The organism is Caulobacter flavus (assembly GCF_003722335.1).
In the GTDB taxonomy this organism is placed as follows: Bacteria; Pseudomonadota; Alphaproteobacteria; order Caulobacterales; family Caulobacteraceae; genus Caulobacter; species Caulobacter flavus.
Genome location: NZ_CP026100.1, coordinates 4,903,750 through 4,926,844 on the forward strand (window position 1 = coordinate 4,903,750; position 23,095 = coordinate 4,926,844).

A 23,095-nucleotide genomic window follows, 5' to 3' on the forward strand; every position below is an offset into this window, starting at 1 on the left:
GAACGAGAATCGGCGGTCGATAAGCGACATTCAGGCGGAAGGAACGCGCATGGCCAAGAGCGACGGCAAGGACGCGGGCAAGGGCGTCAAGACAGCGGCGAAGCCCCGCAAGCCCTCCGCACCGCGCAAGACGGCCGCCGCCACGCCAAAACCCCCTCCTCCGCCGCCCGAAGCCGACCCCAAGCCCGAATCGGCCGCACAAGCCGGCGCGGGCCCCGACTTCGCCTCTCTGCTCACCGAGGAGCAGCGGCGGATGATGGAGGCCCTCTCGGCCAACCTCGCCCGCGCGGCCGTCACCGCCCAGGGCGCCATCGCCGAGGCGGCCCTGCGCCAGGCCGACCGGCCCGCGGCCCTGTCGCCCGACCCGTTCCACGTCGCCCCGGCCCTCAACGAGGTGATCGGCAGCCTGGCTTCGCAGCCCGACCGGCTGCTGCGCGCCCAGGCCGACCTCTTCAGCGGCTACATGGAGTTGTGGCAGTCCGCCGCCCGCCGCGCCGTCGGCGAGGAGTCCAAGCCGGTCGTCGCCCCCGCCCACGGCGACAAGCGCTTCTCCGATCCCGACTGGGTGTCCAACCCCGTGTTCGACATGATGAAGCAGTCCTACCTGCTGACGTCGAACTGGCTGAACGGCCTGGTCGCCCAGGCCGAGAACGTCGACCCGCAGTCCAAGCGCCGCGTCGAGTTCTTCACCAAGATGCTGACCGACGCCTTCTCGCCGTCGAACTTCCTGATCTCCAACCCCGCGGCGCTGCGCGAGGTGATGCACACCAACGGCGAGAGCCTGAAGCGCGGCATGGAGAACTTCGCCGCCGACCTGGAGCGCGGCGGCGGCCAGCTGGCCATCAGCCAGACCGACCTGGCCAAGTTCAAGGTCGGCGAGAACGTCGCCACCGCTCCAGGCAAGGTGGTCTACCAGAACGACATCCTGCAGCTGATCCAGTTCGACCCGGCCACCGAGCAGCAGCACGAGATCCCGCTGCTGATCTTCCCGCCGTGGATCAACAAGTTCTACATCCTCGACCTTCGGCCCGAGAACTCGATGATCCGCTGGCTGACCGGCCAGGGCTTCACGGTGTTCGTCGCCTCGTGGGTCAATCCCGACACCCGCCTGGCCGCCAAGACCTTCGAAGACTACATGCTGGAAGGCATCTACGACGCCAGCCAGCAGGTCATGACCCAGTGCGGCGTCGATCGGGTCAACACGGTCGGCTACTGCATCGGCGGCACGCTGCTGTCGTGCGCCCTGGCCCACATGGCCGCCAAGGGCGACAAGCGCATCAACTCGGCCACCTTCTTCGCCGCCCAGCAGGACTTCGCCGAGGCCGGCGACCTGCTGCTGTTCACCGACGAGGCCTGGCTGAAGGAGATCGAGGCCAGGATGGACCAGCAGGGCGGCTTCCTGCCCAGCCAGTCGATGGCCGACACCTTCAACGCGCTGCGCGGCAACGACCTGATCTGGTCGTTCTTCATCAACAACTATCTGATGGGCAAGGAGCCGCGTCCGTTCGACCTGCTGTTCTGGAACGCCGACCAGACGCGGATGCCCAAGTCGCTGCACCTGTTCTACCTGCGCAACTTCTACAAGGACAACAACCTGACCCACGGCCGCCTGACGCTGGGCGGCGAGGTGCTGGACCTGTCGAAGGTGAAGACGCCGATCTACGTGCAGTCGTCGAAGGACGACCACATCGCCCCCTATCGCAGCGTCTATCGCGGCGCTCGGGCCTTCGGCGGGCCGGTGACCTTCACCATGGCCGGCTCGGGACACATCGCCGGTGTGATCAACCATCCCGACGCCAGGAAGTACCAGCACTGGACCAACGAGCACCTGCCCGGCTCGGTCGACGGCTGGATCGCCGGCGCGGTCGAGCACCCCGGCTCGTGGTGGCCGCACTGGGCGCAGTGGCTGAAGGCCAAGTCCGGAAAGCTGGTCCCGGCCCGCGATCCGTCCAAGGGCCCGCTGAAGGCCTTCGAGGACGCCCCGGGCAGCTTCGTGCGGGTGCGCTCGAACGCCGAAGCGGCTGCTTAGACAGCCGCCCGCGGCGGCCCCCTCAGTCGCGCCGCGACAGCTCGCCCAGAGGGGGAGCATCTGAAGGCGTAGATCCTTCCCCTCTGGGGGAGGTGGCCCGGAGGGCCGGAGGGGGTCGCCGCAAGACGACTAGATCGCCCCCACCGCATAGGCCTCGGAAAACACCGCCGCCTCGGACTTCTCGATCAGCGGCCGCACGCGGGCCATGTGATCGGTGAAGCGCGGATCCTGGCGGAAGGCGTCCGCGTCCGCCTGGGTGTCGAACACCGAGATCAGCACCAGCCCCTCAGCAGAGCGGAACAGGCGCGCGCCGCGCAGGCCCTTCACCTTGCCGCGCAGCCGATGGTGCTGGGCTAGCTGCAGCTCGAGGAACGCCTCGTACTGCCCCTCCCTGGGCCGGATGACGCTGATGCTGACCACCGGTTCGGGCCGCTCGATCCGCGCTCGGACGGGCATGGAGATGGCGGCGGCTGCGACGGCGGTCGTGGCGGCGGCGAAAGTCATGAGAGGCGCTCCAGGAAGGGCGTTGCCGGTTGCGGAGCCCTTCCTGTAAAACCTCAAGCAAACTTGAGGTCAAGCACCGATGTCCGACACCTGCCCCTCCACCTTCCAGACCCTGAGCGTCGGCGAACTGGCCAAGCGGGCTGGCGTGGCGGTGTCGGCCCTGCACTTCTACGAGGCCAAGGGCTTGATCCGCAGCCTGCGCACCGAAGGCAACCAGCGGCGCTATCCGCGCGGCATGCTGCGACGGGTGGCGATCATCAAGGTCGCCCAGCGCACCGGCATGCCGCTGAACGAGATCAAGGCGGCCCTGGCCGCCCTGCCCGACGACCGCGCGCCCAGCCAGGAGAACTGGCGCGACCTTTCGGCGGCCTGGCGCGAGGATCTCGACGCCCGCATCCGCCGCCTGACCCAACTGCGCGACCAGCTGGACGACTGTATCGGCTGCGGCTGCCTGTCGCTCACCATCTGCCCGCTGCGCAATCCGCGCGACCAACTGGCCGCCGAAGGCCCCGGCCCTCGCCTCCTGGATGAAATTTGACATCGCGAAGATCGATGTTCGCCCAAAACTCGCCCCGATCACGGCGGAGCTTGGCGACATGCTCGACCTCTCTCGCCGCACAGCCCTGAGCCTGCTGGCCGCCGCTCCCTGGCTGGGCGCCGCCGCGCGCGGCGACGGCCTGAAACTGGCCCAGGCCGCGCGGACGCAGGTGGGCGTGACCCTGGACTATGATCCCAGCTACCGGGCGATCAGCTACCCCCGGGGCGACGTGCTGCGATCCACCGGCGTATGCTCCGACGTGCTGGTGCGGGCCGCCCGCGACGCCTGGAACGTGGACCTTCAGGAGCGCGTCCATGCCGACATGAGCCGCGCCTTTTCCGCCTACCCGGCCAAGCGCGCGTGGGGCCAGAAGAGCGCCGACGCCAACATCGACCATCGCCGGGTGCTGAACCTGGAGACCTATCTGGACCGTCAGGGCGCCCGGCTGCGCGCCAGCCAGGCCGCGCGCTCGGGCGACGGCTTCGCCGATCCCGAGCCCGGCGACGTGCTGACCTGGCGGCTGTTCGGCAACGGCCGGCCGCACATCGGCGTGGTGGTGCAGGGTCCCGAGAGGGTGCGCGTAGTGCACAACATCGGCGCCGGCGCCCGCGAGGAAGCGCTGTGGATCTTCAAGCTCCACAAGCCGGCCGGCCACTACCGCTGGCGGGCGTGACGCGGCGGTCTTCCGCTACCCCGTCGTGCCGATCCTGGGCGCGGGACGCGCGGCCCGTCCGGCCACCTGCCGCAGGATGTGCGACAGCTCCTCCACCGAATAGGGCTTGTGCAGCAGCGGAAAGCCGTGCCGCGCGTCCGTGGCCAGCACGTGGCTGTAGCCGCTGGTTAGGATCACCGGCAGGTCGGGCCAGCGCTGCTCGACGAATCGGGCCAGCTCGACGCCGCCCAGGCCCGGCATGACCACGTCGCTGAACACCACGTCGAAATGGCCGCCGGCCTCGAGCCGCTCCAGCGCCTCGGCGGCGTTGGCGGCCCATTCGGTCTGGTAGCCGAGGTCGCGCAGCAGCTGGGTGGCGAACTCGCCGATCGCGGCGTTGTCCTCGACGACTAGGACGCGGCCCTCGTGGCGCGCGCGCGACGGCGGCGGGACGCGGCGGACCGGGACGATCACCTCGCGCGTCCTGGGCAGGAACAGGGTGAAGGTCGCCCCCTGCCCTGGCTGGCTGTCGACCGCCACGTCGCCGCCCGACTGCTTGGCGAAACCGTAGACCTGGCTGAGGCCCAGGCCGGTGCCGCGCCCCACCTCCTTTGTGGTGAAGAACGGCTCGAAGATCTTGACCAGGGCCTCCTCGGCGATCCCCGCCCCCTCGTCGATCACCGAGACGGTGACGAAGTCGCCCTGGCTGGCGGCATGGCCGCGAATGGCGGGAATGGTCTCGCTGGCGTCGATGCGAAGGGCCAGCCGGCCTTCGCTGTCCATGGCGTCGCGCGCGTTGACCGTTAGGTTGATCAGCGCGGTCTCGAACTGGTTGGCGTCGGCCTCGACGACGCAGTCCTCGCAGTCGACGACGACTTCAAGCCGCATGCGTGCGCCGAGCACCGAGCGGAGCATGTCGCCGAGCGCCGCGACCTTGGCCGCGACGTTGAAGCGTTCGGGCTTGAGGGCCTGCCGCCGAGAGAACGACAGCAGCTGGCTGGTCAGTCGGGCCGCGCGGTCGGCGGTGTCGGATATGGCGTCGACATAGCGCCGGCGGCGGTCGGGCGGCAGGTCGCGGCTGCGCAGGAGGTCAGCCGACGAACGGATGACGGTCAAAAGGTTGTTGAAGTCGTGGGCCACGCCGCCGGTCAGCTGGCCGATCGCCTCCATCTTCTGGGCGTGACGCAGCGCCTCCTCGGCCTGCTTGAGCTGGCGCGACTGCTGCTTCTCGTCGGTGACGTCGCGGCCGTAGCCGTAGATCAGTCCGTCCTCGAAGGCGGTGTTCCAGGAGATCCAGCGCCAATCGCCATCCTTGGTGCGGTATCGGTTCTCGAAACCCGTGACCTGGGCGCCGTCCATGATGCTGCCGTGCGCGACATAGGTGGCGTCGAGTTCGTCGGGCATGACGAAGGCCGACATGGGCATGCCGACCACCTCCTCGACGGCATGGCCGAGGATCCGGGTCCAGGCCGGGCTGACCGATCGGAAGATCCCGTCCCCGTCCACCACCACCATCAGATCCCGGGCGTTGGTCCAGATGCGATCCGAGCGCCGGCGTTCGGCCTCCACGCTGTGGGCCTGGGCGAAGGCGCCGGCGGCGCGGTCGGCGACCAGGTTTGCCAGGTCGTGCAGACCATCGTCGCCGCGGCGGTGGGGATTGAGTCCCAGGACCAGGGTGGCGGCCGGCCCATGGGGACCGGGTATCGGCAGGATCAGCGCGCGCGACGGCGGGATCGCCCAGGCGCCGGTCGGATAGGCCGCGCCGTCGTCGAGCGGGTAGTCCAGCCCCCCGTCGGCGCCCTCTTCCAGCGGCCAGGGCCGGCGCAGCAGGTCGCGCGCCTCGTCGGTGGCCGCGCAGCCCACCAGGCCGCCTAGCGGATCGCGGACATAGGCCAGGGCGAATGGAAAGTCCTCGGTGTTGGTCGCCAGGGCGTCGCATATGCCCTGCAGCACAGCCTCCTGGCTGACCGCGCCGATCAGACACTCCCCGAGCCGGCGCACCGTGTCCAGCCGCCGCTCGCTTATCACGCGCTCGGTTTCCTCGGTGACGATGCACATCAGACCCCGGATCGCGTCGCCGTCGCGCAGCGGACTGTAGGAGAACGTGTGATAGGTCTCCTCGGGATAGCCGCTGCGCTCGAGCAGCAGCAGCAAGGCCTTGTTCCAGGTGGGCAGCCCCTCGACCATCACCGAGTGAACCTGGGCCTCCACGTCGGCATAGACCTCGCGCCAGACCTCGCGGAAGGGCGTGCCCAGCGCATGGGGATGCTTGATCCCCAGCGTCGGGATGTAGGCGTCGTTGTAGAAGAAATGCAGGTCCCGCCCCCAGCCGAGCCACATCTCGAAGCGCGAGGTCAGCATCATGGCCAGGGGGGCGGCCAGGCCGGAGGGCCAGGTTTCGGGCGCACCCAGCGGCGTCGCCGACCAGTCGGCCTCGCGCATGCGGCGGGCCATCTCGCTGTCGCCCGGGAAGATTCGGGTCAGGACGGCGTCTCGGTCGATGGACATCCAGCCTCCCCCGGTCAAGCTGAGGGAAAACGCCCCGCCGCGGGAAAGGCTCCCACGGCGGTGTTCGCGAGGCTTGGGCTAGAGCCCGGCCTTCTCGTCCAGGCCCAGGGACAGGTTCAGGTTCTGGACGGCGGCGCCCGATGCGCCCTTGCCCAGGTTGTCGAGCAGGGCCACGAGACGAGCCTGGCCGCTGGTGTCCGAGCCGAACACGAAGAGCTTGATGCGGTTGGTGCCGTTCAGGCCTTCGGGATCGAGCGTGGCCAGCGACTTGGCCTCGTCCAGCGACGCCACCTCGACGAAGGCCTCGCCCTTGTAGTGGGCGGCCAGGGCGGCGTGGATGTCGCCGAGCGAGCAAGAGCCTTCCAGCAGGCCAAGATGCAGCGGCAGCTCGACCAGCATGCCCTGGGCGTAGCGGCCGACGGCCGGGGTGAAGATCGGACGGGTCAGCAGGCCGCCGTGCTTCTGGATCTCGGGCACGTGCTTGTGGGTCAGCGACAGGCCGTAGATGCGGTAGGCGACCTTGGTGTAGTTCGGCGAGGCCTCGTCCTCGAACTCGGCGATCATCGCCTTGCCGCCGCCGGAATAGCCCGAGACGCCGTTGAACGAGACCGGCAGGTCGGCCGACAGCAGGCCGGCCGAGACCAGCGGCCGCGTCAGGCTGACGGCGGCGGTGGCGTAGCAGCCGGGATTGGAGATGCGCTTGGAGCCGGCGATCTTCTTGCGCTGCTCCTTGTCGAGCTCGGCGAAGCCATAGGTCCAGTCGGCGTGGGTGCGGTGGGCGCTCGAGGCGTCGATCACCTTGACCAGCGGGTTCTCGATCAGGCCGACGGCCTCCTTGGCCGCATCATCGGGCAGGCACAGGATCACGGCGTCGGCGGCGTTCAGCATCTCGGCGCGCGCGGCCGGATCCTTGCGCTTGTCGGGATCGATCGAGATCAGCTGCAGGTCGGTGCGGCCAATCAGGCGCTCGCGGATCTGCAGGCCGGTGGTGCCGACTTCGCCGTCGATGAAGACCTTGGGGGTGTTCGCCATAGTGCCAACTCCTCGGCCTGGGCCGCTTCACGCCAGGCCCAGTCTTGCAGCGCCCGATGACGGCCGCATGCGTTCGGGCGCTGTCCGGCCCGATCGGAAGTCACAAGAAAAAGGGCGCTTCGGATAACCGAAGCGCCCTCTTCCAAAACGCGTGCGACGACGCGCTTAGCGCTTCGAGAACTGGAAGCTGCGGCGGGCCTTGGCCTTGCCGTACTTCTTACGCTCGACGACGCGGCTGTCGCGGGTCAGGAAGCCGTGCGGCTTCAGGACCGGGCGCAGGGCCGGTTCGTAGTAGGTCAGGGCCTTGGACAGGCCGTGGCGGATGGCGCCGGCTTGACCCGACAGGCCCGAACCTTCGACGGTGACGTCGACGTCGAACTGGCCGAGGCGCTCGGTCACTTGCAGCGGCTGAGCGATCATCATGCGCAGGACCGGACGAGCGAAGTAGACTTCCTGGTCACGACCGTTGACGGTGATCTTGCCGGTGCCCGGCTTGATCCACACGCGCGCGATGGCGTTCTTGCGCTTGCCGGTCGCATACGAGCGGCCTTGAGCGTCGATCTTGGGCTCGGCCGGAGCGGCCGCTTGCGGGTTGCTGGACAGGCCGGCCAGCGCGTCAAAACCTTGAGCTTCGGACATGGCTTAGAGGCTCCGGGTGTTCTTGACGTTGCGCGCCGCGAAGTCGATGACTTCCGGGGCTTGCGCTTGGTGCGGGTGCTCGGCGCCGGCGTAGACCAGCAGGTGCGTCAGCTGCTTGCGAGCCAGCGGGCTCTCCTTGGGCAGCATGCGCTCGACGGCCTTGTTCAGGACGCGCTCGGGGAATTGACCGCCCAGCACCTTGCGCGGGGTGGTTTCCTTGATGCCGCCCGGGTGACCGGTGTGACGGTAGTAAACCTTGTCGTCGAGCTTCTTGCCGGTGAACTTCACCTTGTCGGCGTTGATCACGACGACGAAGTCGCCGCAGTCGACGTGCGGGGTGTAGTCGGGACGGTGCTTGCCGCGAAGACGCATGGCGATGAACGTCGCCAGACGGCCGACAACGGCGTCCTTGGCGTCGACCACGATCCACTTCTTCTCGACCTCGGCGGGCTTCAGGGAAGCCGTGGTCTTTTGCATGGGATTGATCCGTAATTCCTGTGCGTCGGGAGCCGAGGAAGTGGTTCCGTCCGCGTGAGGGGCGGCTGATACCCAAGGCTTCGCCGCCTGTCAACATTGCGCACGACGGAAAGTTCGGAAAGCCTTGTGGCGCAAGGGTTTGCGCGATACGGTATCTAAATACCGCATTTTGCCGCCATCCCGTCCCGGCCAAAGAAAAAGGCGGGCGCCCAAGGCCGCCCGCCCTTTCCCAGCCCGGCTTTTCCCCCGCCTACTTGGCGGCGTCGAAGCCGAACGCGTGGCGCATGACCTGGAAGATGTAGCTCTCCTCCACCACGCCGCGGACGAGATAGGCGCCCGGGCCGTCGGCATAGACGCCGACGTCCTCGCCGGCATGGGCGGCGCTGGGCAGGTTGGCGACGGCCTGCTGGTGGTAATCGACCTCGTCGAGATCCTCGTGGGCGGGGTCGGCGCGCAGGTTGTTCCCCTCGACGCCGCCCGGGCCGGTGGCGAAGCTGAGCACCGTATAGGCCTTGCCGTCGCCCGCCACGACCGGCTCGCCCTCGTTGCCGGCCAGGCCCAGGATCGGGGCGTTGCGCGCGGCGTAGCCCGAGATCACCAGGCCGTGGCTGTGGTCGGCGGTGACGATGACCAGGGTGTCCTTCAGGTCGACCTTGTCGAGAACGGCCTGGACGGCGTCGGAAAAGGCCGCGGTCTCGGTCAGGGTGCGCTTGGCGTTGTTGAGGTGGCTGCCCATGTCGATCTTGCCGCCCTCGACCAGCAGGAAATAGCCCTTGGGGTTCTGCGACAGCACGTCGACGGCCTTGGTCGCCATCTCGGCCAGGGTCGGCACGCCCTGCCCCAGCATCTGGCGCTCGACCTCGTAGGGCAGGTGCTCGCCGGCGAAGAGGCCCAGCACCGGACCCGTCCTGGCCGGATCGACAGCCTTCAGCTGATCGGCGGTCGCGACGTAGGCCGCCCCCTTGGCCTTGGTCCATTCGGCGGTCAGGTCGCGGCCGTCGGCGCGCTTGCCGCCCTTGCCCTCGGGCAGGAAGCGCGAGCGGCCGCCGCCCAGGGCGACGTCCAGGCGAAGGCCCGCGGGCGCCTCGACCAACTGGCGGGCGATGTCCTTGCAGCCGCCGCTCAGGGCCTCGGCCGGCATGTCGCCATCGCCTTCCCAGTCGCGATAGGCGGTGTGGGCGTAGGCCCCGGCGGGCGTGGCGTGGGTGATGCGGGTGTTGGTGACCGCGCCGGCCGACAGGCCGTGGGCCTTCGCCATCTCGGCGATGGTTGCGACGCTGGTCGAGGCTTCGCTGGCGCAGCTTTCGGGCTTGGCCTCGCCGGTCAGTCCGATGACCTTGTTGCGGGTCTTCACGCCGGTGGTGATGGCGGTGATGCCGGCGGCGCTGTCGGTGACCTGGGTGTCGTGGCTGTAGGTCTTGGAGAGCGCGGTCCAGGGCAGCTTCTCGAACGACAGGGCGTTGGACTCGCCGTCCACGCCGCGCTGCTGGCCCTGGTAGATGCGCCCCGCCACGGCGGTCGAGATGCCCATGCCGTCGCCGAGGAACAGGATGACGTTCTTGGCCCGTCCCGTGTTGGGGGTCACCGCCATGGCCTTGGCCAGGGCCGCCTGGCCGGCCTTGTAGTACGGATCGGCGGTCTGGGCCGGCGAAGTGTCGGCGGCGTTCGCGAAGGCCGGCAGAAAGGCCAAGGCGCAGACGCCGGCCAGGAACGAGGAAGCGCGGATCACGACGGGATCTCCAGCAGGGACGTCGCGCGTGCTCTGCTGGAGTTTCGTGACAGTTCTTCGAGCGCCGCCGGAGAAACCGGCGCTAGGGCCGGCGCACGCGCCAGGCGAAGGCGGTGGCCGCGCCCAGCAGCACGGCGGCGCCGGCCTGGTGCAGCACGCCCAGGCTCAGCGGCACGGCGGCCATCAGGGTCCAGATTCCCAGACCGGCCTGCAGCGTCACCACGCCCAACAGGACGTAGGCGACCGCCTTGGCCTCGTGCGGCAGGCGGCGGGCCCGGGCCGCGCCGGCGGCGATGACGATCGCGGCGGCGAACACGGCGTAGGCCATCAGGCGGTGATGCAGCTGCACCGCGCCCTGGCTGTGGGCCAGCGTGCCCCAGAGACCGTGGCCGGCGTAATGGTCGGGCAGCAGCGAGCCGTTCATCAGCGGCCAGTCGTTGTAGACGAGGCCGGCGTCGTTGCCCGCCACCAGGGCGCCCAGCAGGCTCTGGAAGAACACCGCGCCCAGGAAGGCCAGGGCCCAGCCGCGCCAGTCGCTGCGCTCCTCGACGCGCGGCGCGCCGTTCCAGGCGTCCAGCGCCGTCCAGATCAGCAGCACGAACAGGGCCAGGGCGAGGCCCAGGTGAACCATCAGCCGCTCAGGCGCGACCGAGACGCGCTCGGAAAGCCCCGAGGAGACCATCCACCAGCCGACCAGCCCCTGCAGGCCGCCCAGGGCCAGCATGGCCCCGCAGCGCCAGATCAGGCGGCGCGGCAGCATGCGGCGCACGAGGAAGAAGACGAACGGAACGGCGAAGGCGATCCCGACCACCCGTCCCAGCAGCCTGTGCGCCCACTCCCACCAGAAGATGCCCTTGTAGGCCTCCAGCGTCATGTCGGGGTTCACCAGGTGATACTGGGGGATCTGCTTGTAGAGCTCGAAATTGGCCCGCCAGGCCTCCTCCGACATCGGCGGCAGCGCACCCATGATCGGCTTCCACTGGGTGATCGACAGACCCGAGTCGGTCAGGCGCGTGGCGCCGCCGACGACGACCATGGCGAAGACCAGCACCGCCACGACGAGCAGCCAGATGGCGACGGGGCCGGAACGGTCGGAACGCAGGAAGGAAGTCATGAAGCCGAAAAAACGCCTGTTCTGGGCCTAAATGGGGCGGCTAGACCCCTACTCCCGCCACAGCTCCGCTGTCCATGCCCGGCCCGCGCTTAAGGGAGGTCATGACGCGGCCGAACACGCATGGCATGGTGCGCCCGCTGCGGGGGCGCAGCGCGTTCCCAGGGGGAAGTAAGATGAGCGGCGTAGGCGTGTTCAGCGCCGTTGTGATCGGCATCCTGGCCGGCTGGATCGCGGATCTGGCCCTGGCCCGTCGCCACAGCCTGTTCATCAAGCTGCTGATCGGGGTGATCGGCTCGTTCATCGGCGCCTTCATCGCCCAGCGCCTGCACCTGGCCATTCCCGGCTTTCTCGGCAGCCTCGCCGTCTCGGCCGTCGGCGCTACCCTGTTCCTGGCCGTGCTCGGCCTCTTCCGGAGATCCGCGTGAGCGCTCCCCTCGTCCCCGCGCGACTGCGCAAGCTGATCGGCTCGATCGGCGTGATCGCGATTCTGCTCGGCTGGATCTGGGCGTTCACCAGTCTCTACGACCACCTGCCGCTGAACCGCGCCGTGCACCTGATCTATTTCGTGGCGCTGGGAATGGGCTGGGTCCTGCCGGTCATCCCGCTGATCACCTGGATGGGCAAGGCCGACAGACCGCTGGACGTCGGCCAGCGCTAGTCCGGAAACGAAAAAGGCCGCCCCGAAGGGCGGCCTTTGCGTTTCTTCCGCGGTGTTCTCTCCGGAGAGAGAATGGTCGGAGCGACAGGATTCGAACCTGCGACCCCTTGACCCCCAGTCAAGTGCGCTACCAGGCTGCGCCACGCTCCGACGCGGAAGGAGCGCCCTTATAGGCGCCGCTCTTCGCCTCGGCAATCGGAAATCTGAGCGTTTTCCACAGTCCTCAAGAACGCGTCAAAAGCCCGTCCAGACGGGCCTTGATGCTGGTGAGGTCGTCCAGCGCCTCGACCAGGCGCCGGCGCTGTTCGGGGCTGGGCGCCGCCGAAACGGTCGAATCGCCGAAATCGTCGACCATGGGAGATTCGAGGAAGGCCGCGCCGTTCTGGCCCAGACCCGCGGCGATGACATGGGCCACCCCCTGCTCGCGGTGCAGCTTCTGGACGCCCTTGATGGTGTAGCCGTCGGCGTGCAGCAGCGCCCGTACGCCGTTCAGCACCGCGATGTCCTGCGGACGGTAGAATCGTCGCCCGCCGGCCCGCTTCATCGGACGGATGAACGAGAACTTGGTCTCCCAGAAACGCAGGACGTGCTGGGGGACGCCGAGCTCCTCGGCGGCCTCTGAAATCGTGCGGAAGGCGTTGGGCCCCTTCGCCACCGCACGGACCCCTTAGTCGTCCAAGGCGCTGTCGATGCGCGCCTTCATCACCTGCGAGGCCCGGAAGCCGATGACGCGACGCGGCTCGATCTCGGCCGGCTCGCCGGTCTTGGGATTGCGCCCCATCCGGGCTCGCTTCTCGCGAACCTGGAAAACGCCGAATCCGGAAAGCTTGACCGTCTCGCCCTTCTCGAGCGCCTCGGCCACGAGATCCAGGGTGCGCTCAACGAGACCGGCGCAATCCTGACGAGTCAGGCCTACCTCCTCGTGGACAGCCTCGCAGAGGTCAGCCCGGGTCAAAGTCGAACCCTTCATAACGCCCCCTATACGCTTCAATGCGCGAGCTCAGCACAGCCCGCGCCAATCGGTCCGATATCGCGAAAGGGGGCGCACGAAAGCCCCGATCTCGCGCGACAAGACCTCGTCAACTTGAGACTGCATGCCGCGAATACCGCATGAAGTCAAAGGGTCAAGCCGGTTACTTCATATGTCGAAGCAGCCCGTGCGCCAACCCAAGGCCAAGCTTGGTCCGTGACCATCAAAGGCGCAGGACGCAGGCGCCCCACGTCAGACCGCCGCCCATGGCCTCGAGCAGCAGCAGGTCGCCCGGCTTGATCCGGCCGTCCGCGACCCCGTGCGCGAAGGCCAGGGGAATCGAGGCGGCCGAGGTGTTGGCGTGAAGCGCCACCGTCGAGATAACCTTGTCCTCGTCGATGCCGCAGCGATTGGCCACGCCCTGCAGGATTCGCTGGTTGGCCTGGTGCGGAATGAACCAGTCGACTTCCGGAACGGTCACGCCCGCCTTTTCGGCGGCCGCGTGGATGGCCTCGGAGATGTTGATCACCGCGTGCTTGAAGACCTGGTTGCCCAGCATCCGCAGCTTGCCCACCGTACCCGTCGTCGACGGACCGCCGTCCACGTAGAGCAGATCCTGCTTGGTCCCGTCAGCGCGCAAGGCAAAACCCAGCATGCCGCGATCGGCCGTGGTCCCCTGCCCTTCGCCCGGCTCCAGCACGACCGCGCCGGCGCCGTCGCCGAACAGCACGCAGGTGCCGCGATCGGTCCAGTCCATCAGGCGGGTCATGGCTTCGGCGCCGATCACCAGGGCGCACTTGGCGTTGCCCCGGGCGATGAAGCCGTCGGCCACCGACAGGGCATAGACGAAGCCCGAGCACACGGCCTGGACGTCGAAGGCGATGCCGACGCCCGCGCCCAGCTTGCGCTGCACGATGGCGGCGGTGGCCGGGAAGGTCAGGTCGGGCGTGGTGGTGGCGACGATGATCAGGTCGACGTCGGCGGGGCTCTTGCCCGCACGCTCCAGCGCCTGCCTGGCCGCCTCGACGGCAAGGTCGGACACGGCCTGGTCGTCGGCGGCCTTGTGGCGCTGGCGGATGCCGGTGCGCTCGATGATCCACTCGTCGGAAGTGTCGACGATCTTGGACAGGTCTTCGTTGGTGACGATCTGCGGCGGCAGGTAGGCCCCGACGCCGGTCACCACGCTGCGGACTACGCTCACTCGGCGGCTCCCTGGGTTTCGGCGCCGTCGGCGCCGTCGTCCTTGGCCGCTTGGTCTTTTTCCGCGGTCAGACGCTTCAAATTACGATCGATCTCGGCGGTGAAGTCGCTGCGCGCGAGGTCCACCGCCACGCGCACGGCCGAGGCGAAGCCGTTGGCGTCGGCGCCGCCGTGGCTCTTCACCACGATGCCGTTGAGGCCCAGAAGCGGCCCGCCGTTGACCCGGCCCGGGTCGAGGCGCTGCTTCATCTTCTTCAGCGAACCCGAGGCGATCAGCGCGCCCAGCATGGCCAGCGGCCCGGCCGTCAGGGTCTGCTTGATCTCGGCGCCGAAGAATCGGGCCAGGCCCTCGGCCGTCTTCAGCGCGACATTGCCGGTGAAGCCGTCGGTGACGACCACGTCGACCGTGCCGTAGGCGATGTCGGTGCCCTCGACGAAGCCGCGATAGTCGAAGTCGAAGTGCGGGCTGTCCTGCAGGATCCTGTGCGCCTCGCGCACCTCCTCGTGGCCCTTCTGCTCCTCGGAGCCGACGTTGAGCAGGCCGACGGTGGGACGCTCCGAACCGTGCACCGCGTGGTGGAAGGCCGCGCCCATGATGGCGAACTCGACCAGCTGCTCGGCGTCGCTCTCGACATTGGCGCCGACGTCCAGAACCGCCGAAACGCCCTTCATCGTCGGCCACGATGCGACGATGGCCGGACGCTCCAGGTCGGCGCTCATGCGCAGGATCAGCTTGGAGATCGCCATCAGCGCGCCGGTGTTGCCGGCCGAGACGCAGGCTGCGGCCTCGCCCGCGCGAATGGCCTCGACGGCGTTCCACAGGCTGGAGCCCTTGCCCCGGCGCATGGCCTGGGCAGGCTTCTCGTCCATGGCGATGGACTTGTCGGTGTGGACGACGGTGCAGACCGCGCGCGCGGCCGGCGCGCGCGCCAGTTCGGCGTTCAGCGCGGCCTCGTCGCCGTGCAGCAGGAAGCGCACGTCGGGCAGGGTCTTGGCCGCGATCTCCAGCGCCGGCACGACCACGGACGGACCGTGATCTCCGCCCATGGCGTCGATCGAGATGACTACTGGCTTGGGCACGAGGCGCTATCGACTCCTTAGACGGTCGCGACGCGGCCGATGATTCCCCGGCGTGATATCACGCCGGGAGGCGTAAGGGCCAACTCAGCCCTCATCACCCTTGGTTTTGAGACCCTTCAGGGCCGCGAAGGGAGAAAGCTCAACGGGTTCGGGCGGTTGCACGAACACCGCGCCGGGCTTGCGGGGGAACGGATCGAGCTCGAGCGCCAGGTGCTCGATGACATAGCCGGAGACGTCGATGGTCTCGCCTTCGAGCACGTCGGGCGGATCGTCGCCGTCCGGATCAAGGCCCAGTTCTCCGCCTTCGTCCTGCGGAGCGTGCTCGCTGTCAGCCGGCAGAACGCGCAGGCTGAAGCGGGCGTCGATCGGCGTTTCGAAATCCTCGCTGGTGACGCCGCAGGTTTGGACGACGCGGGCGCGCAGCACGCCCGAGACCTCGGCGCCGTCCATCCACGAGCGCAGGTAGACGTCGGCCTTCAGCTCGTGCAGCGACACCAGGCCCAGTTGCTTGGCGATGGCCTTCAGCACGGTTTCGTCGGGCGCCAGCTTCAGGTCCACCCCGCCGCGATCGACGCGGGCCAGGGTGACGGTGCTGGGCCAGGGATCGATCAGACGTTCGGCCATTGCACCTCTCCGTTCAACAGGGCGTCCAGCGACTGCGCCGCCAGAGCTTCCCGCGCGGACCGCACATAGGCGCTAACGGCCGCTACGTCACCCTCGCCGCGCTCTTCGAACACCGTGCGCGCCAGGGCGGCGTCGAGTACGGCGGCGTCCGGCAGAGCCGCGAAAGCCTCGTCATACGTCTTCAGCCGGCCGTAGAAGGCGCCGGCCAGCTTCTTCATCTTCTTGCCGACGGCGGTGTCGGACACGCCGATCTCGCGGAAGGCGTCGTCGAGGCCGCGAACATAGGAATCAAATACCGACTGCGAAGTCTCGGCCGCGGCCTCGCCCTGCCCCTTCAGGCGCTCGACCACGAGCACGACGTGCAGGGTGAACAGCTCGAAGCGCCCTTCCATCGAGTCGCGGACGCCGAGCTCGGCATAGAATCGCGATGAGCGGGCCTGGGCGGTCGCCGAGGCATAGAGTTTTTCCCCCGCCAGCTTCGCGGGCCGGGGCTTGAGTAGCCGATCCAGAAACATTCCACGCCTCTATTTCGCCGCGAGCCGCCTCTAGATGGCCTGAGCATCCACGCGGGCCATTGAACTAAGCCCGCGCGGGCGATAGGTCAAAGTCCAGCCTTCTTCCGGTTCCGGAGCCTCAATGTCTCGCCCCGCCGTTTTCGCCGCCGTCGCCATCGGCCTCGCCGCCGTCGTCGGAGGCTGCACGCCGCTGACGAGCTATTCCGGCTTCCAGGCCATCGAGGCCAAGCCGGCCGACATGAAGGTGGGCGAGGACAGCAAGTCGACCGTCCGCGAGAAGCTGGGCTCGCCGTCGGCGGTCTCCACCTTCGACAACGACGCCTGGTACTACATCTCGCAGACCACCGACCGCGTGGCCTTCTACAAGCCGCGCGTGATCAAGCGCGACGTGGTGGCGATCAAGTTCAATACCGCCGACGAGAAGGTCGCCTCGGTCGACACCTTCACCCTGAAGGACGGCAAGGTCATCGCCTACAACGGGCGCGAGACCCCGACCCGCGGTCGCGAAATGACCGTGCTGGAGCAGCTGCTCGGCACCGTCGGTCGCGGCGGCATGCTGCCGCAGGACGACGAGGGCGTGCCCGGCACCCGTCCCGGCGACCGTCGCTAGACTGACGATTTAAGTCGGTTAACCGACACTTCAACCTTACCGAAGCTTGACTATAAGCGCGTGATTTCGTGCGACTTTTTGTCGCCGTATCAACGTTTCCTCAAGCACGTCCGTCACAACCTTCCCGTCTGATCGACGCCTAGGGCCCCAACCCTGGCGTCGGTTGCTCTGGGGGAGAAGGTCGTGAGCGCGCTCGATCTGCGGGCGTTGACGATGCTCATCGTCGACGACAACGCCAACATGCGCGGCATACTGGCCGCGATCCTGAAGTCCGCCGGGGTGCGGCGCATCCTCGAGGCCGGCGACGGCGTCGAGGGGTTGAAGCTGTTTTCCGAACGCGAGGTCGATGTCGTGTTCACCGACCTGATGATGCAGCCGGTGGACGGACTGTCGTTCGTGCACTGGATCCGCAACTCGCAGGCCAGTCCCAACCCCTACGCGCCGATCATCATGATGACCGGCCACGCCACGCGCCGCAGCCTGGACGAGGCGCGGATGGCGGGGGTGACCGAGTTCCTGGCCAAGCCGCTGACGGCGCGCGGGGTGATGCACCGCATCAACGAGGTCATCAACAACCCGCGCGACTTCGTCCGCACCCAGGCCTATTTCGGGCCCTGCCGCCGACGCCGCATCGATCACGACTTCACCGGCGACGAGCGGCGCGGCGTCCAGCCCGCCCCGACGGCGTTGGGCGGCGAGGCCGAACACGTCTACGATTTCGATCCCGAAGAGGTCTACTGATCCTTTGGGCGGCATCCCGGGGATATCGAATGGCCAACGAACGGGAACAGCTGACCCAGCCTAGGTTCGTGCATCTGAACCCGGACTGGAATGCGGAGCCGAACGCGCCCTGCGTCCATCTGGTCGCCGAGAGCGACACGGTGAGCGTAAGCTTCCTGCTCAACCCCCATGCCTACGACGCCGAGGACGGCGAGGTCGGAAAGCTGACCTTCCCCTCATGCCGCCGCTGGCGGCTCGACGCCACCAATGACGAGGGATGGTTCGCCGGCCGGGGGCGTTTTGCTGGCGTCGCGCCGGCCTGGGGCGAGTTCTACGAGATCGTGGGCGATGACCCCACGATGGACGCCCTCGACTGGGAGCCGGCCGACGGAAGCGGCTCACGCCACTTCCTGTTCTATTTTCGCGACGAGGCGTTCGAATGCCTGGCCGGCGACTGGACGCTGACCCGTCTCCCTGCCCCAGCCGCCTGAACGTGAAACGCCCCGGAGGCTAAAGCCTCCGGGGCGCTCAAGGCTCTGTTCCAGGCCGCCGGTCAGCCGTGCGCGAGCACGGCCAGCAGCAGCAGGGCCACGATGTTGGTGATCTTGATCATCGGGTTCACGGCGGGACCCGAGGTGTCCTTGTAGGGGTCGCCGACGGTGTCGCCGGTGACGGCGGCCTTGTGGGTTTCGCCGCCCTTCTTGTGCAGGACGCCGTCCTTGTCGGTGAAGCCTTCCTCGATCACCTTCTTGGCGTTGTCCCAGGCGCCGCCGCCGCTGGTCATCGAGATGGCGACGAACAGGCCGGTGACGATCACCCCCATCAGCATGGCGCCGAGGCAGGCGAAGGCGTCGACCTTGCCGGCGATGGCGTTGATGACGAAGAACAGCACCACCGGCGAGACCACAGGCAGCAGCGACGGCACGATCATCTCGCGGATGGCGGCCTTGGTCAGGATATCCACGGCCTTGCCGTATTCGGGCTTGGTCTCGTAGGTCATGATCCCCGGGTTCTCGCGGAACTGGCGACGAACCTCGGCCACCACCGACTCGGCCGCGCGACCGACGGCGGTCATCGACAGACCGCCGAACAGGAACGGCAGCAGGCCGCCGAACAGCAGGCCGACCACGACATAGGGGTTGGACAGGTCGAAGCTGACCGCGCCCATGCCGTCGAAGAAGCTGCCGGGCGCGGCGTTCTCGGAGAAGAACTTCAGGTCCTCGGTATAGGCCGCGAACAGCACCAGGGCCCCGAGGCCCGCCGAACCGATGGCGTAGCCCTTGGTGACGGCCTTGGTGGTGTTACCCACCGCGTCGAGAGCGTCGGTGGTGACGCGGACTTCCGGGGGAAGTCCGGCCATTTCGGCGATGCCGCCAGCGTTGTCGGTGACGGGACCGAAGGCGTCCAGGGCGACGATGAAGCCGGCCAGCGACAGCATGGTGGTGGTGGCGATGGCGATGCCGAACAGGCCCGCCAGGTTATAGGTCACGACGATGCCGACGATGATGGTCAGGGCCGGCAGGGCCGTGGACTCCAGCGACATGGCCAGGCCCTGGATGACGTTGGTGCCGTGGCCGGAGACCGAAGCCTGAGCCACCGACTTGACCGGGCGGAAGCCCGTGCCGGTGTAGTACTCGGTGATCACCACGATCAGCGCCGTCACCACCAGGCCTGCAAGGCCGCAGTAGAACAGGTTGTCGGCGGTAAACAGGCGGCCGTCGAGCTCGATCGAGGTCGGGACCAGCTGGTGGATCACCCACCACACGGCCGGCACCGACAGCAAGCCGGTGACGATCAGGCCCTGGTAGAGGGCGCCCATGATGTTGTTCTTCTTGCCCAGGCGGACGAAGAACGCGCCGATGATCGAGGTGGCGATGCACACCGCGCAGATGGCCAGCGGCAGCAGCATCATCGAACCGACGACGTCGGTGCCGGTGAAGAAGATCGCCGCCAGCACCATGGTGGCGACGGTGGTCACCGCATAGGTCTCGAACAGGTCGGCGGCCATGCCCGCGCAGTCGCCGACGTTGTCGCCGACGTTGTCGGCGATGGTCGCGGCGTTGCGGGGATCGTCCTCGGGGATGCCGGCCTCGACCTTGCCGACGAGGTCGCCGCCCACGTCGGCGCCCTTGGTGAAGATGCCGCCGCCCAGACGGGCGAAGATCGAGATCAGCGAGGCGCCGAAGCCCAGCGCCACCAGCGAGTCGATCACGACCCGGTCGGTGCCCTCATGGCCGACCGACAGCAGCAGGGCGAAGTAGCCGGCCACGCCCAGCAGGGCGAAACCCGCCACCAGCATGCCGGTGACCGCCCCGGAGGTGAAGGCCATCGACAGGCCCTTGCCCAGCCCCTCGGACGAGGCCTGGGCGGTGCGGACGTTGGCGCGGACCGAGATCAGCATGCCGGCGAAGCCGGCGAGCCCCGACAGGATCGCGCCCAGCGCGAAGCCGACGGGCTGCTCCCAGCCCTTGAAGAAGAACGCCAGGACGGCGACGACCACGACGCCGACGATGGCGATGGTCGTATACTGACGGTTCAGATAGGCCTGGGCGCCTTCCTGAATGGCCGCGGCGATCTCCTGCATCTTCGCATCGCCCGGCGAGGCCTTCAAAAGCCTGGCGGTCTGAACCGCGCCATACAGCACCGCCAGAAACCCGGCGCCGATGGCTACGTAAAGCCAAGAACTCATGGGTGTTGTGCCCCTTCGTGTTTCAAATCACGAGGGGTCGCGGTTCCCGGCCACGAGGCGTCGACGAGCGCCCCAGGCCAGGAGCGGCGGGCGGGCCTTAGGGCCTCATTCCCCCTCGAAGCTCCCTGATCTGGCCCCGACATCGGCGCCAGGGGGAAACACTGACATCCACAAGCCTAGCGCGCAACCGCTTGCGAGAACGGCGTTCGCGACGCCTCAGGGGATGATCGGCGCCGAATCGACAGGGGGCGGAGCCGGCTTGGCCGCCACCTTCGGGGCCGGCCTGGGCGGCGGCACGAAGTTGCGCGGCGTCTGCTTGCCGATGGTGACCGCGGCGACCTTGCCCTTGCCGACCAGCGCGACGGCCTCGCGCATCACGATCGACTTGAGCTTGACCTCGTCGAGCAGGACGTAGCTGCCGGGCTTGTTGAGCGGCTGCTTGTGGGCCGCGCGCACCAGGGCGTCGCGCAGCAGCGGCTCCTTGCCGGCGAACGCGGTGACGTCGCCCGTGGGCGGCAGGGTCAGGGACAGCTCGACGAAGATGTAGTTGATCAGCCGTCCCTCGGCGACGATCGGCAGGGCCATCGAGCCCAGCTTGATCACCGGGTCTTCCTTTTCCTTCTCACCCTCGCCGCCTTCCTTCTTCTTCTCCTTGCCGGAGGCGAAGGCGGGCGCGGCGCACAGCGCGAACGGCGCGGCGAACGCCAGGACGGCGCGACGGGACAGGACGGAACGGGTCATGCCCGAGCCACTAACCGAGAAGGCTTGAGGTTTCGCTACCGAGCGGGGCCAGCGCCCTTACCCGTGCAGCCAGCCCAGGCGCTGGGGGGTGATGTCCTTGCCCTTGAACAGGGCGCAGACCCCCTCGCCTTCCACGAACTCGCCGATGTCGCGCACCGGCAGGCCGGCGGCGAAGGCGGCGGCCTGGAAGGCGGCGACGTCGGCGGCGGGAACGGCGCAGACGACCTCGTAGTCGTCGCCGCCCGAAGCCAGCGACATGCGGGCCTCGCCCCGCTCAGGCTGGGCTTCCAGCCACTTGCGGGCGCCGGTCGACAGCGGCAGGCGGTCGAGGTCGACCTTGACCTGCAGACCGCTGGCCTTGGCGATGTGGCCGGCGTCGGCCAGCAGGCCGTCGGAGACGTCGGCCGCGGCGTGGGCGAACTGACGCAGAGCGTCACGAAGGGCCAGGCGCGGCGCGGGGGTGCGATAGCGGCGCACGAGGCCGCCGTCCGGATCCTCGACCTCGCCCCAGTGGGCCAGCAGGCCGAGCCACCCGTCGCCGATGCTGCCGCTGACCATCAGGCGATCGCCGGCCTTGGCGCCGCGACGCAGGACGGCCGCGCCTTGCGGAACCCAGCCCAGCAGGGTGGCCGAAACGACCATGGCGCCCGAGGTGGTGACGGTGTCGCCGCCCAGCAGGTTGACGCCGAAGGCCTGTCCGTCCTCGGCCAGGCCGCGGGCGAAGGTCTCGCGGTCCTCGACGGTCGTGCCCGAAGGCCAGCCGACGGCCAGGAAATAGCCGTAGGGTTCGGCGCCCTTGGCGGCGAGGTCGGAAAGATTGGTGCGCAGCAGGCGGCGGGCGACGATGTCGAGATCCTCGCCGGCCAGGAAGTGCACGCCCGCGACCATGGCGTCCTTGGTGATCACCAGGTCGTAGCCGGGGCGCGAGGGCAGCACCGCCGCGTCGTCCAGCAGGTCGAGCGCGGCGGGATCGCCGTTGGTCAGCGGACGTAGATGGGTCGCGATCAGCTCGAACTCGTCCGGGCCCGACGGCGCGGCCGCCGGGGGGACGTCGTCGAACCACGACTCGTCGTCCTCCGCCGCCGTCGCCGGGGCGGGATCGTCGAACCAGTCGTCGTCAGACTCGGGCGTCACGCGCGATGGCGTCCAGGGCGCCGTTGATGAAGCCGGCTTCCGGCCCCTCGAAGAACGACTTGGCGATTTCGACGTACTCGTCGATCACCACCTCGGTCGGAACGTCCGGGCGGTTCATCAGCTCGTAGGCGCCGGCGCGCAGCACGGCGCGGGCGGTGGCGTCCAGGCGCTCCAGCTTCCAGCCCGAGGCCAGGCGGCGCACGATGGCCGGGTCGATGATCGCCTGCTTGGAGACGACGCCCTTCACCAGATCGGCGAAGAAGGTTTCGTCGGCCTGAGCCAGTTGCGCGCCTTCGGTGTCCTCGACGGCGCGGTCGAAGCGGTGCTCGGAGAACTCGCGGACCACGGCGTCGACGCCGGCGCCGGAGACTTCCATCTGATAGAGGGCCTGCACGGCCGCCAGACGGGAGACGGAACGGGGCTGGATGCGCTTGCTCATCGCGCTTGTCCCGACAGCTGACGCTTCAATCCCACGATCTCCAGGCATTCCCGAGCGGCTTGGCCCCCGCGGTCGCCCTGCGAGAGGCGCGCGCGATTCCAGGCCTGATCCTCGTCGTCAACCGTCAACACGCCGTAACCAATGGCCAACCTTTTTCCGACGGCCAAGTCCTGCAGGCCGCGGGCGGTCTCGTTGGACACGATCTCGAAGTGATAGGTCTCGCCCCGGACGACGGCGCCGAGCGCGACATAGCCGTCGTAGCGGACGCCCGAGGGTCCCTTGCCGGCTTCCTCGGCGATGGCGATGGCGACCGGGATCTGCAGGGCGTCCGAAACGGTGACGACCTCGTATTCCGCGCCTTGCGCCTCGATCGCCTGCACGGCGCCGGCCAGCAGAGCGTCGGAAAGGCCCGAATAACGGCGCCCCTCGACGATCAGCAGACGAATCCTGTCTTCCACCATATGCCTCTGAACTCCTGGGCGGACGGGAGGCC

At 68.4% G+C, this 23,095-nt stretch carries 26 protein-coding genes and 1 tRNA gene; 8 read left to right on the forward strand and 19 right to left on the reverse strand.

Features of this window, described 5'->3' with window-relative positions; all coding sequences use genetic code 11:
- The first annotated feature begins 49 nt into the window (after positions 1-49).
- Positions 50-2,029, forward strand: a complete 1,980-nt coding sequence (phaC, locus tag C1707_RS22265; RefSeq protein WP_164467436.1) for a class I poly(R)-hydroxyalkanoic acid synthase — start codon at positions 50-52, stop codon at positions 2,027-2,029.
- A gap of 129 nt (positions 2,030-2,158) precedes the next feature.
- Here phaC and C1707_RS22270 read toward each other — a convergent pair whose 3' ends face one another.
- A complete protein-coding gene (locus C1707_RS22270) occupies positions 2,159-2,533 on the reverse strand; it encodes an antibiotic biosynthesis monooxygenase (protein WP_101714255.1) in 375 nt (124 codons plus the stop codon).
- Between the two features lie 79 nt (positions 2,534-2,612).
- Here C1707_RS22270 and soxR point away from each other — a divergent pair, with 79 nt between their 5' ends.
- Positions 2,613-3,071 carry a redox-sensitive transcriptional activator SoxR gene (gene soxR / locus C1707_RS22275; protein WP_101714256.1) on the forward strand — a complete coding sequence of 153 codons (459 nt, stop codon included), beginning with the start codon at positions 2,613-2,615 and terminating at the stop codon, positions 3,069-3,071.
- A 58-nt stretch (positions 3,072-3,129) separates the two neighbouring features.
- Positions 3,130-3,744 carry a DUF1287 domain-containing protein gene (locus tag C1707_RS22280; RefSeq protein ID WP_101714257.1) on the forward strand — a complete coding sequence of 205 codons (615 nt, stop codon included), beginning with the start codon at positions 3,130-3,132 and terminating at the stop codon, positions 3,742-3,744.
- A 15-nt stretch (positions 3,745-3,759) separates the two neighbouring features.
- Here C1707_RS22280 and C1707_RS22285 read toward each other — a convergent pair whose 3' ends face one another.
- The 6 genes from C1707_RS22285 to C1707_RS22310 all read right to left on the reverse strand — a co-directional run bounded on the left by C1707_RS22285 (position 3,760) and on the right by C1707_RS22310 (position 11,222).
- Positions 3,760-6,231 carry a hybrid sensor histidine kinase/response regulator gene (locus C1707_RS22285; protein ID WP_101714258.1) on the reverse strand — a complete coding sequence of 824 codons (2,472 nt, stop codon included), beginning with the start codon at positions 6,229-6,231 and terminating at the stop codon, positions 3,760-3,762.
- Positions 6,232-6,309: 78 nt separating this feature from the next.
- A complete protein-coding gene (gene argC, locus C1707_RS22290) occupies positions 6,310-7,263 on the reverse strand; it encodes an N-acetyl-gamma-glutamyl-phosphate reductase (protein ID WP_101714259.1) in 954 nt (317 codons plus the stop codon).
- A 165-nt stretch (positions 7,264-7,428) separates the two neighbouring features.
- On the reverse strand, positions 7,429-7,902 hold the full coding sequence (rpsI, locus tag C1707_RS22295) for a 30S ribosomal protein S9 (protein WP_101714260.1): 474 nt from the start codon (positions 7,900-7,902) through the stop codon (positions 7,429-7,431).
- Between the two features lie 3 nt (positions 7,903-7,905).
- Positions 7,906-8,379 (reverse strand): 50S ribosomal protein L13, encoded by a 474-nt coding sequence (rplM, locus tag C1707_RS22300; RefSeq protein ID WP_101714261.1) that lies wholly within the window; start codon positions 8,377-8,379, stop codon positions 7,906-7,908.
- 250 nt (positions 8,380-8,629) lie between these two features.
- Positions 8,630-10,108 (reverse strand): alkaline phosphatase, encoded by a 1,479-nt coding sequence (locus tag C1707_RS22305; RefSeq protein WP_240633793.1) that lies wholly within the window; start codon positions 10,106-10,108, stop codon positions 8,630-8,632.
- Between the two features lie 82 nt (positions 10,109-10,190).
- Positions 10,191-11,222, reverse strand: coding sequence for a COX15/CtaA family protein (locus C1707_RS22310; RefSeq protein ID WP_101714262.1), 1,032 nt, complete (start codon positions 11,220-11,222; stop codon positions 10,191-10,193).
- A gap of 173 nt (positions 11,223-11,395) precedes the next feature.
- On the opposite strand from C1707_RS22310, the gene C1707_RS22315 reads away from it, so the two are divergent.
- Together C1707_RS22315 and C1707_RS22320 are read left to right on the forward strand one after the other, a co-directional pair.
- Positions 11,396-11,647 (forward strand): GlsB/YeaQ/YmgE family stress response membrane protein, encoded by a 252-nt coding sequence (locus tag C1707_RS22315; protein ID WP_058346908.1) that lies wholly within the window; start codon positions 11,396-11,398, stop codon positions 11,645-11,647.
- Positions 11,638-11,880: a DUF2842 domain-containing protein gene (locus tag C1707_RS22320; RefSeq protein ID WP_240633986.1), complete on the forward strand. Its 243-nt coding sequence runs from the start codon at positions 11,638-11,640 to the stop codon at positions 11,878-11,880. Before C1707_RS22315 ends, C1707_RS22320 begins: the two co-directional genes overlap by 10 nt.
- A 73-nt stretch (positions 11,881-11,953) precedes the next feature.
- On the opposite strand, the gene C1707_RS22325 is transcribed toward C1707_RS22320, so the two are convergent.
- From C1707_RS22325 to C1707_RS22355, 7 genes are all read right to left on the reverse strand, one after another.
- Positions 11,954-12,030: transfer RNA gene (locus C1707_RS22325), tRNA-Pro, on the reverse strand.
- A gap of 73 nt (positions 12,031-12,103) precedes the next feature.
- A complete protein-coding gene (locus C1707_RS22330) occupies positions 12,104-12,535 on the reverse strand; it encodes a MerR family transcriptional regulator (RefSeq protein WP_101714264.1) in 432 nt (143 codons plus the stop codon).
- Positions 12,536-12,547: 12 nt separating this feature from the next.
- Positions 12,548-12,850: an integration host factor subunit alpha gene (locus C1707_RS22335; RefSeq protein WP_058346906.1), complete on the reverse strand. Its 303-nt coding sequence runs from the start codon at positions 12,848-12,850 to the stop codon at positions 12,548-12,550.
- Between the two features lie 223 nt (positions 12,851-13,073).
- Positions 13,074-14,051, reverse strand: coding sequence for a beta-ketoacyl-ACP synthase III (locus C1707_RS22340; protein WP_101714265.1), 978 nt, complete (start codon positions 14,049-14,051; stop codon positions 13,074-13,076).
- The gene (gene plsX, locus C1707_RS22345) at positions 14,048-15,130 is read right to left on the reverse strand and encodes a phosphate acyltransferase PlsX (RefSeq protein ID WP_101714266.1); all 1,083 of its coding nucleotides are present in this window, start codon (positions 15,128-15,130) and stop codon (positions 14,048-14,050) included. The genes C1707_RS22340 and plsX overlap by 4 nt, the downstream gene beginning before the upstream one ends.
- Before the next feature lie 84 nt (positions 15,131-15,214).
- Complete coding sequence (locus tag C1707_RS22350; RefSeq protein ID WP_101714267.1) at positions 15,215-15,754, reverse strand: YceD family protein; 540 nt, start codon at positions 15,752-15,754, stop codon at positions 15,215-15,217.
- A complete protein-coding gene (locus C1707_RS22355; protein WP_101714268.1) occupies positions 15,739-16,269 on the reverse strand; it encodes a ubiquinol-cytochrome C chaperone family protein in 531 nt (176 codons plus the stop codon). Before C1707_RS22355 ends, C1707_RS22350 begins: the two co-directional genes overlap by 16 nt.
- Before the next feature lie 121 nt (positions 16,270-16,390).
- Between C1707_RS22355 and C1707_RS22360 the strand changes: the two genes are divergently transcribed.
- The 3 genes from C1707_RS22360 to C1707_RS22370 all read left to right on the forward strand — a co-directional run bounded on the left by C1707_RS22360 (position 16,391) and on the right by C1707_RS22370 (position 18,090).
- Complete coding sequence (locus C1707_RS22360) at positions 16,391-16,879, forward strand: outer membrane protein assembly factor BamE (RefSeq protein ID WP_101714269.1); 489 nt, start codon at positions 16,391-16,393, stop codon at positions 16,877-16,879.
- 183 nt (positions 16,880-17,062) lie between these two features.
- Positions 17,063-17,620 (forward strand): response regulator, encoded by a 558-nt coding sequence (locus C1707_RS22365; protein ID WP_164467437.1) that lies wholly within the window; start codon positions 17,063-17,065, stop codon positions 17,618-17,620.
- A gap of 29 nt (positions 17,621-17,649) precedes the next feature.
- The gene (locus C1707_RS22370; RefSeq protein WP_101714270.1) at positions 17,650-18,090 is read left to right on the forward strand and encodes a hypothetical protein; all 441 of its coding nucleotides are present in this window, start codon (positions 17,650-17,652) and stop codon (positions 18,088-18,090) included.
- Between the two features lie 62 nt (positions 18,091-18,152).
- Here C1707_RS22370 and C1707_RS22375 read toward each other — a convergent pair whose 3' ends face one another.
- From C1707_RS22375 to C1707_RS22395, 5 genes are all read right to left on the reverse strand, one after another.
- Positions 18,153-20,288 carry a sodium-translocating pyrophosphatase gene (locus tag C1707_RS22375; RefSeq protein WP_101714271.1) on the reverse strand — a complete coding sequence of 712 codons (2,136 nt, stop codon included), beginning with the start codon at positions 20,286-20,288 and terminating at the stop codon, positions 18,153-18,155.
- A 216-nt stretch (positions 20,289-20,504) separates the two neighbouring features.
- Entirely contained in the window at positions 20,505-21,029 is a 525-nt protein-coding gene (locus C1707_RS22380) for a hypothetical protein (protein ID WP_101714272.1), read from the reverse strand.
- 57 nt (positions 21,030-21,086) lie between these two features.
- Complete coding sequence (thiL, locus tag C1707_RS22385) at positions 21,087-22,163, reverse strand: thiamine-phosphate kinase (protein WP_101714273.1); 1,077 nt, start codon at positions 22,161-22,163, stop codon at positions 21,087-21,089.
- Positions 22,147-22,602, reverse strand: a complete 456-nt coding sequence (gene nusB, locus C1707_RS22390; protein ID WP_101714274.1) for a transcription antitermination factor NusB — start codon at positions 22,600-22,602, stop codon at positions 22,147-22,149. Before nusB ends, thiL begins: the two co-directional genes overlap by 17 nt.
- Complete coding sequence (locus tag C1707_RS22395) at positions 22,599-23,063, reverse strand: 6,7-dimethyl-8-ribityllumazine synthase (protein ID WP_101714275.1); 465 nt, start codon at positions 23,061-23,063, stop codon at positions 22,599-22,601. Before C1707_RS22395 ends, nusB begins: the two co-directional genes overlap by 4 nt.
- Positions 23,064-23,095: the final 32 nt, after the last annotated feature.

Bases quoted from the DNA above. Each gene is read 5' to 3' on its own strand.
- phaC (WP_164467436.1), top strand. From the start codon at position 50: ATGGCCAAGAGCGACGGCAAGGACGCGGGCAAGGGCGTCAAGACAGCG.
- C1707_RS22270 (WP_101714255.1), bottom strand. From the start codon at position 2,533: ATGACTTTCGCCGCCGCCACGACCGCCGTCGCAGCCGCCGCCATCTCC.
- soxR (WP_101714256.1), top strand. From the start codon at position 2,613: ATGTCCGACACCTGCCCCTCCACCTTCCAGACCCTGAGCGTCGGCGAA.
- C1707_RS22280 (WP_101714257.1), top strand. From the start codon at position 3,130: ATGCTCGACCTCTCTCGCCGCACAGCCCTGAGCCTGCTGGCCGCCGCT.
- C1707_RS22285 (WP_101714258.1), bottom strand. From the start codon at position 6,231: ATGTCCATCGACCGAGACGCCGTCCTGACCCGAATCTTCCCGGGCGAC.
- argC (WP_101714259.1), bottom strand. From the start codon at position 7,263: ATGGCGAACACCCCCAAGGTCTTCATCGACGGCGAAGTCGGCACCACC.
- rpsI (WP_101714260.1), bottom strand. From the start codon at position 7,902: ATGTCCGAAGCTCAAGGTTTTGACGCGCTGGCCGGCCTGTCCAGCAAC.
- rplM (WP_101714261.1), bottom strand. From the start codon at position 8,379: ATGCAAAAGACCACGGCTTCCCTGAAGCCCGCCGAGGTCGAGAAGAAG.
- C1707_RS22310 (WP_101714262.1), bottom strand. From the start codon at position 11,222: ATGACTTCCTTCCTGCGTTCCGACCGTTCCGGCCCCGTCGCCATCTGG.
- C1707_RS22315 (WP_058346908.1), top strand. From the start codon at position 11,396: ATGAGCGGCGTAGGCGTGTTCAGCGCCGTTGTGATCGGCATCCTGGCC.
- C1707_RS22335 (WP_058346906.1), bottom strand. From the start codon at position 12,850: ATGAAGGGTTCGACTTTGACCCGGGCTGACCTCTGCGAGGCTGTCCAC.
- C1707_RS22350 (WP_101714267.1), bottom strand. From the start codon at position 15,754: ATGGCCGAACGTCTGATCGATCCCTGGCCCAGCACCGTCACCCTGGCC.
- C1707_RS22355 (WP_101714268.1), bottom strand. From the start codon at position 16,269: ATGTTTCTGGATCGGCTACTCAAGCCCCGGCCCGCGAAGCTGGCGGGG.
- C1707_RS22360 (WP_101714269.1), top strand. From the start codon at position 16,391: ATGTCTCGCCCCGCCGTTTTCGCCGCCGTCGCCATCGGCCTCGCCGCC.
- C1707_RS22370 (WP_101714270.1), top strand. From the start codon at position 17,650: ATGGCCAACGAACGGGAACAGCTGACCCAGCCTAGGTTCGTGCATCTG.
- C1707_RS22375 (WP_101714271.1), bottom strand. From the start codon at position 20,288: ATGAGTTCTTGGCTTTACGTAGCCATCGGCGCCGGGTTTCTGGCGGTG.
- C1707_RS22380 (WP_101714272.1), bottom strand. From the start codon at position 21,029: ATGACCCGTTCCGTCCTGTCCCGTCGCGCCGTCCTGGCGTTCGCCGCG.
- nusB (WP_101714274.1), bottom strand. From the start codon at position 22,602: ATGAGCAAGCGCATCCAGCCCCGTTCCGTCTCCCGTCTGGCGGCCGTG.
- C1707_RS22395 (WP_101714275.1), bottom strand. From the start codon at position 23,063: ATGGTGGAAGACAGGATTCGTCTGCTGATCGTCGAGGGGCGCCGTTAT.